General features: G+C 76.4%; 4 protein-coding genes. 3 read left to right on the plus strand and 1 reads right to left on the minus strand.

All coding sequences use genetic code 11. The annotated features are described in order from the left end of the window. Window positions 1-2: 2 nt before the first annotated feature. The gene (locus NT8_RS14575) at window positions 3-3,254 is read right to left on the minus strand and encodes a type 1 periplasmic-binding domain-containing protein (RefSeq protein ID WP_067969261.1); all 3,252 of its coding nucleotides are present in this window, start codon (window positions 3,252-3,254) and stop codon (window positions 3-5) included. Between the two features lie 230 nt (window positions 3,255-3,484). On the opposite strand from NT8_RS14575, the gene serC reads away from it, so the two are divergent. The 3 genes from serC to NT8_RS14590 all read left to right on the plus strand — a co-directional run. Then, a complete protein-coding gene (serC, locus tag NT8_RS14580; RefSeq protein ID WP_394326583.1) occupies window positions 3,485-4,606 on the plus strand; it encodes a phosphoserine transaminase in 1,122 nt (373 codons plus the stop codon). Window positions 4,607-4,705: 99 nt separating this feature from the next. Further along, window positions 4,706-5,707, plus strand: a complete 1,002-nt coding sequence (locus NT8_RS14585) for a glycerophosphodiester phosphodiesterase family protein (protein ID WP_067969264.1) — start codon at window positions 4,706-4,708, stop codon at window positions 5,705-5,707. Between the two features lie 3 nt (window positions 5,708-5,710). Continuing rightward, the coding region (locus tag NT8_RS14590) for an aminoglycoside phosphotransferase family protein (RefSeq protein ID WP_217999184.1) at window positions 5,711-6,121 on the plus strand (411 nt) is incomplete at its 3' end.

Here is a 6,121-nt window from a genome sequence, read left to right on the forward strand (position 1 = left end):
GGTCAGGGGCGGCAGTTGGACTCGGGGAGGTCGCCGCGCTGGCGCGGGGTGATCCACCCGCACGCCCCGACCACGTGCTGGCGCTCCTCCGGGCCGGCGAGCGCGAGCTGGATCAGCTTGTCGTCGTACCAGTGGCCGTCGCCCTCGGAGAAGGAGATGAGCCCGCTGACCCCGACCACCCCGGCGGTCGCCCGGATCTCCGCCTCCAGGCTGGCGGGGGCGCCCCACCGGTCGCTGTCGCCGTACTGCTCGGCCTGCGCGTCGCCGATGGCCTCGGCGACGACGGTGAGCGTGTCGTGGCCGATGGCGGCGTGCGCGGCCGACGGGCGGTCCCCGGCCTGCTCCTCGTCCAGGTCGAGGTCGGCGGAGAGGTCGTCCAGCTCGGCGTAGAACCCGCGCTCGTCCAGCCCGCCGGTGAGGCCCCACGTGCCGCTCGCGGCCAGCGGGGTGTAGTAGACGGGGTGGGCGTCGGTGTACCTGCCGAGGTCGCGCACGTGGTCGGTGACGTACTTGGCGATGTCGTCGGAGCCGAGGACGGCGACGCCCTCGGCGCACGCCCCCTCGCTCTGGAGCCGTCCGTAGAAGTGCCGGAAGTCGTCGGAGCGCCCGGCGAAGTAGACCAGCTCCGGCGGGTCGGCGCAGACCTCGGCGACGGCGTCGCGCAGGGAGGTGGCGGCGTCGGCGTCGTAGGGGACGACGCCCTCGGCCGGGTCGCCGCCCGCCAGCCGGGCGAACTCGGCCATGAAGGTCGCCGCGAGGTCCATGCCGTAGGTCTCGCCCGCGGAGTCGTCGGCGATCGCCATGGCCGTCGCCGCGGGCTCCAGGCCGCGCCGGACGCCCTCGTCGTCGGTGCGCTCGGCCCCGTAGAACGCCCAGTAGGCGGCCTGGCGGGCGATGCGGGTGTTGGAGGGCGCGATGGGGAAGAAGAACGGGCTGGGCCGGCCGTCGACCTCGGCGACGGCGTCGTAGGTGGCGGTGCTGCCGATCATGGGGATGCCGGCGCGGGTGAACTCCCGGATGGCGGCGGTGTTGGCCTCCACGCTGGTGCCGAAGCCGACGGCGGCGAGCAGCGTGTCGTCGTCGCGGGCGTGCGCGGTGACCCGGCGGGCCGCGTCGACCGCCGCCGACCACCGGGGTCCGGCGTTCACCAGCATGAGCCGGATCTGCGGGAAGGACGTGCCGCCGTCGGACTCGGCGTTGTGCGCGGCCTGGCGGATGGCCAGCCCGGCGAGTTCGCCGTGCACCCCGGCCAGGCGGTCGCGGTCGGCCTCGGCGTCGGCGACCGACAACTCGCCGACGTAGGCCACGGTGACGTGGGGCTTGTCGGACTTGGCGACGTCGGCGTTCTGCTCGGCGATGCGGTCCTGCACCGACTCCAGCCGGTCGTCGAAGGCGAAGGAGCCGTAGGTCCAGCCGACGCAGTGCTCCCCTTGGCGGAAGACGCCGTCGACCGGGGTGAGCGCGCCCTTGGCGACGCACGGGTTGACGGCGCGCGCGACGACGGGGCCCGCCACCAGCACCAGGACCAGTCCCACCGCCGTGCCGACGGCCACGCCCGCGAGGGCGTTCACGGCGAGGGCCGCCCCGCTGCGGACGCGGGGCGGCGGCGCCTCCTGTGCCGGCGCGGACGGGGGGCCGAGGCCGGACGCGTCCAGGGCGATGGCCCGGCGCACCCCCAGCCGGCCGGCCGCGTGCCGGGCGCGCCGCCACACCTGGACCGCGCGCGGCGCCTCCCCGCTGTCCTCCCCGTGCGCCTCGTCCGGCCCGTCGGTCCCGTCGGCGGCGACAGCGGCGGCCGCCCACCCCTCGGGGTCGAGCGGGGGCGGCAGCGCCGCAGGGCCCTCCCGGGTTCCGACGCGGACGATGAGCAGCGGGTCGGGCAGGCGCCGGTCGAAGCGCTCCCGCTCGATGCGCCGGACGAGGGCGCGGCCGGTGGCGTCGGCGTCGCCGCGCAGGACGAGGACCGGCCGCTCCGAGCGGTGGCGGCGGGGCAGCCACCGGTGCTCCCACCGGGTGCTGCCGTAGGCGGCGTCGAGATCGTCGAGGAACGCGTTGACGGCGACGCGGGCGATCGCGTCGGCGGCGCGGGCCGCGTCCTCCCCCTCGGCGGCGTCGGCGGCCTCCCCCGCGTGCCGGGCCAAGTGGTAGGCGTTGATGGCGCCGATACCGAGGTCGCGGTGGGTCGGCTGGTCGGGGGCGTTGGGGTCGAAGGGCGTGCCGCCGGCGGCGTCCGGCGGGCAGAACTCGCGCAGGTAGCGGTGCCGACCCAGCCAGGCGAACCGCCGCCAGGGCAGGAAGAGGGCGGCGAACAGGGAGACGTTGAAGGCGGCGAGGACCACGGTCACGCCGTAGGTCACCGCGGTGTTGAAGGCGGTGAGCGACCCGACCAGGAAGGACGGGGCGCCGACGGTGACCACGGCGGCCATGACGAACGACAGCGGCGTGATCAGCCGGTTGTCGATCCACCCGAACAGCCCGGACTCGGCGAAGAACCCGACGAACCGCGCCCACGCCTGGAGGACGTCGGTGGCGGTGTCGCGCAGCCGCCGCCCGGTGGCCGTCGCCGCCGGCCGGGGGTCGCCCCCGGTGCGCAGGTCGTCCATGACGAGGACCTCGGTCCGCCGCCCCCGCGCCAGGGTGCGCAGGCCGCCGGTCTCGCCGCCCTCCTCGGTGGGCAGGCGGTTGTGGACGCGCCGCACGCTGACCCGGTCGGTGAGGAGCAGCAGCGATTCGACGCGGCGCAGCCGGAGCGGCCGGGGGTCGCGCCACCACCACGCGGGCCTGCGGCGCCACCACGGGCCGGCCGCGCCGCCCTCGGGGCCGTCCGCGCCGGGGCGCGCGCCGTGCGGGCGGGCGAACTCCTCGGCCATGGCGCGCAGGCGCGCGTAGAGGGCGAGGGCGTCCGCTGCGCCGTCCCCCGCGCCGTCCGCGCCGGGGCCCGCAGCGGGGCCCGCGATCCAGTGCGGGTGCGGGCCGCAGTCGGCGGCGACCGCGGCGGCGGCGTCCGCGACGGCGGCCGGGCCGTCCACGACCAGGTCGAGCACCGGCGGCGGGTCGAGCGTGTCGCCGCGCTCGTGCCGGCCGGGGAACCGGTACCGGAACCGCCGGTCGGCCCGCCGTTCCGCGCGACGCTCCCGCCGGATCTCGGCGCGCGGCGGCCGGGCACGCAGGCCGCCGAGGACGGCGGACACGTCCGAGGGCGGCGCCGGGGTGCCGGCGGCGCCGTCGACCGATCCCTGAGAAGCGAGGGTCATGCGCTCTCCACGGGGGTGGGACCGGCGCGGGGGACGGGGCGCGGCGGTCCGGGGTGGGCCCCTTTCCGGCCCGTCGTTCGCGCGTGTTCGACGCGGTGTCCATTCCACACCGCCGATCCGCCGCTGTCGACGGTTCGGCCGGAATCGGCGGCGCCGTACGGGAAACGGGCGGGAACGGGCCTCGGGGTCCGGCCGACGCGGGGTGCCGTGCTGCCACTACGATTGCGCAGGTGACCGAGATTCAGATTCCCGCGAACCTGCTGCCCGCCGACGGCCGTTTCGGGTGCGGCCCGTCCAAGGTCCGTCCCGAGCAACTGGGCGCCCTCGCCTCGTCCGGCTCCGCGTTCATGGGCACCTCGCACCGGCAGAAGCCGGTGAAGTCGCTCGTCGGCCGCGTGCGGTCCGGCCTGGCCGACCTGTTCTCGCTGCCCGAGGGCTACGAGGTCGTGCTGGGCAACGGCGGCACCACCGCCTTCTGGGACATCGCCGCGCACGGCCTGATCCGCGAGCGGTCCCAGCACCTCACGTTCGGCGAGTTCTCGTCCAAGTTCGCCAAGGTCACCAAGGGCGCGCCGTGGCTGGCCGACCCCTCCGTCATCGCCACCGACCCCGGCACGCACGGCGAGGCCCGCGCCGAGGCCGGGATCGACGCCTACGCCCTCACCCACAACGAGACCTCCACCGGTGTGGCGGCGCCGATCCGCCGCGTGCCCGGCGCCGACGCCGACGCGCTCGTGCTGGTCGACGCCACCAGCGGCGCGGGCGGACTGCCGGTCGACATCGCCGAGACCGACGTCTACTACTTCGCCCCGCAGAAGTCGTTCGCCGCCGACGGCGGCCTGTGGGTGGCCGTCATGTCGCCGCGGGCGCTGGAGCGCGTCGCCGAGATCGCGGACAGCGGGCGCTACGTGCCCGAGTTCTTCTCGCTGCCGACCGCCGTCGACAACTCCCGCAAGGACCAGACCTACAACACCCCGGCGGTCGCGACGCTGGCGCTGCTCGCCGACCAGATCGAGTGGATCAACGGCCGGGGCGGGCTCGACTGGGCGGTGTCGCGCACCGCCGAGTCGTCCTCGGTGCTCTACACCTGGGCCGAGAAGTCGCCGTTCGCGTCCCCGTTCGTGGCCGACCCGGCGCAGCGCTCCCAGGTGGTGGGCACGATCGACTTCGCCGAAACGGTCGACGCGGCGGCGGTCGCCAAGGTGCTGCGCGCCAACGGGGTGGTCGACACCGAGCCGTACCGCAAGCTCGGCCGCAACCAGCTGCGCATCGGCATGTTCCCGGCGGTGGAGCCGGACGACGTGCGGGCGCTCACGGCCTGCGTCGACCACGTGGTCGACCGGCTGGGCTGACACCGGCGACGGTGACCGGGCCGGTCCGCGGTGCGGGCCGGCCCTTCGTTCGGGTAGGCGGGTCCCGGGAACGGCCGGGGCCGTGACGACGGGACCGCAGTGCGCAGGAACAAGCAGGACTCCCCCATCAAGATCATCTCCCACCGGGGGGCGTCGGGGCACCGCCCGGAGCACACGCTGGGCTCCTATGAGCTGGGCGCCCGCTACGGCGGCGACTTCATCGAGGTGGACCTCGTGGCGACCGCCGACGGCCACCTGGTGGCGCGGCACGAGCCGGAGATCGGCGGCACCACCGACGTGGCCGACCACCCGGAGTTCGCCGACCGGCGCACCACGCGCACGGTCGACGGCCGCGCGACCACCGGCTGGTTCGCGCACGACTTCACCCTCGCCGAGCTGCGCACCCTGCGCGCCACCGAGCGCCTGCCCGAGGTGCGGCCGGCCAACACCGCACACAACGGCGACTACGCCATCCCCACGTTCGCCGAGATCATCGACCTGGCCAAGCGCCTGACCGCGGAGCTGGGGCGCCCGGTCGGCGTCTACCCCGAGACCAAGCACCCCGCCTACCACGCGGCGGCCGGGCTGGCCCTGGAGCCGCCGCTCATCGACGCGCTGCGCGGCGCCGGCCTGGCCGGGCCCGAGCCGGAGGTGCCGGTGTTCCTCCAGTCGTTCGAGCGGGCGAGCCTGGAGGAGCTGGCCGCGACCGGCCTGCCGCTGGTGCAGCTCATGGGCACCGAGGCGCACTGGGCCCCGCTGACCACGCCCGACGGCCTGGCCGAGGTGGCGTCCTACGCGCACGCCATCGGCCCGGCCAAGGACCAGGTGATGCCGCGCGACCCCGCCGCCGAGGACGGGCTGGGCGCGCCCACCTCCCTGGTCGCCGACGCGCACGCCGCCGGGCTGCTGGTGCACCCCTACACGTTCCGCAGCGAGAACCACTTCCTGCCCGAGGCGCTGCGCTCCGGCGACGACCCCACCGCCTACGGCGGGTTCGCCGCCGAGTACGACGCGTTCTTCGCCGCCGGGGTCGACGGAGTGTTCACCGACCACTCGCGGCACGCCTTCCTCACCCGCGAACTGTTCCTCCAGGAGGGCTGACCCGTGTCCGCCGCCGCGCCCGGCCCCGCCCCGCTGCCGGAGGCGGTGGCCGAGAACGTCCGCCGGCTGCCGGGCGGCGGCGCGTGGCTGGCCGGGCTGCCCGGGCGGCTCGCCGCGCTGCGCGCGGACTGGGCGGTGGAGCCGGGTGCCCCGTTCGACGGCGGCAGCTGCTCGTGGGCGGGCCCGGTGCGGACCGCCGACGGGACGGCCGCGGTCCTCAAGGTCGGCTATCCGCACGACGAGGCGCGCGGCGAGGCGGCGGCGCTGCGGTTCTGGGCCGGGGACGGCGCGGTGCGGCTGCTGCGGTCCTCCGCCGACGGGTTCGCCCTGCTGCTGGAGGCCGCCGTCCCGGGCACCCCGCTGCGCGACGTCCCCGGCCGCCCCGAGGAGCTGCTGGAGGCGGGGGGGGGGGGG

The sequence above is a fragment of the Nocardiopsis trehalosi NBRC 14201 genome (assembly GCF_001552555.1).
Taxonomy (GTDB): Bacteria; Actinomycetota; Actinomycetes; order Streptosporangiales; family Streptosporangiaceae; genus Nocardiopsis_B; species Nocardiopsis_B trehalosi.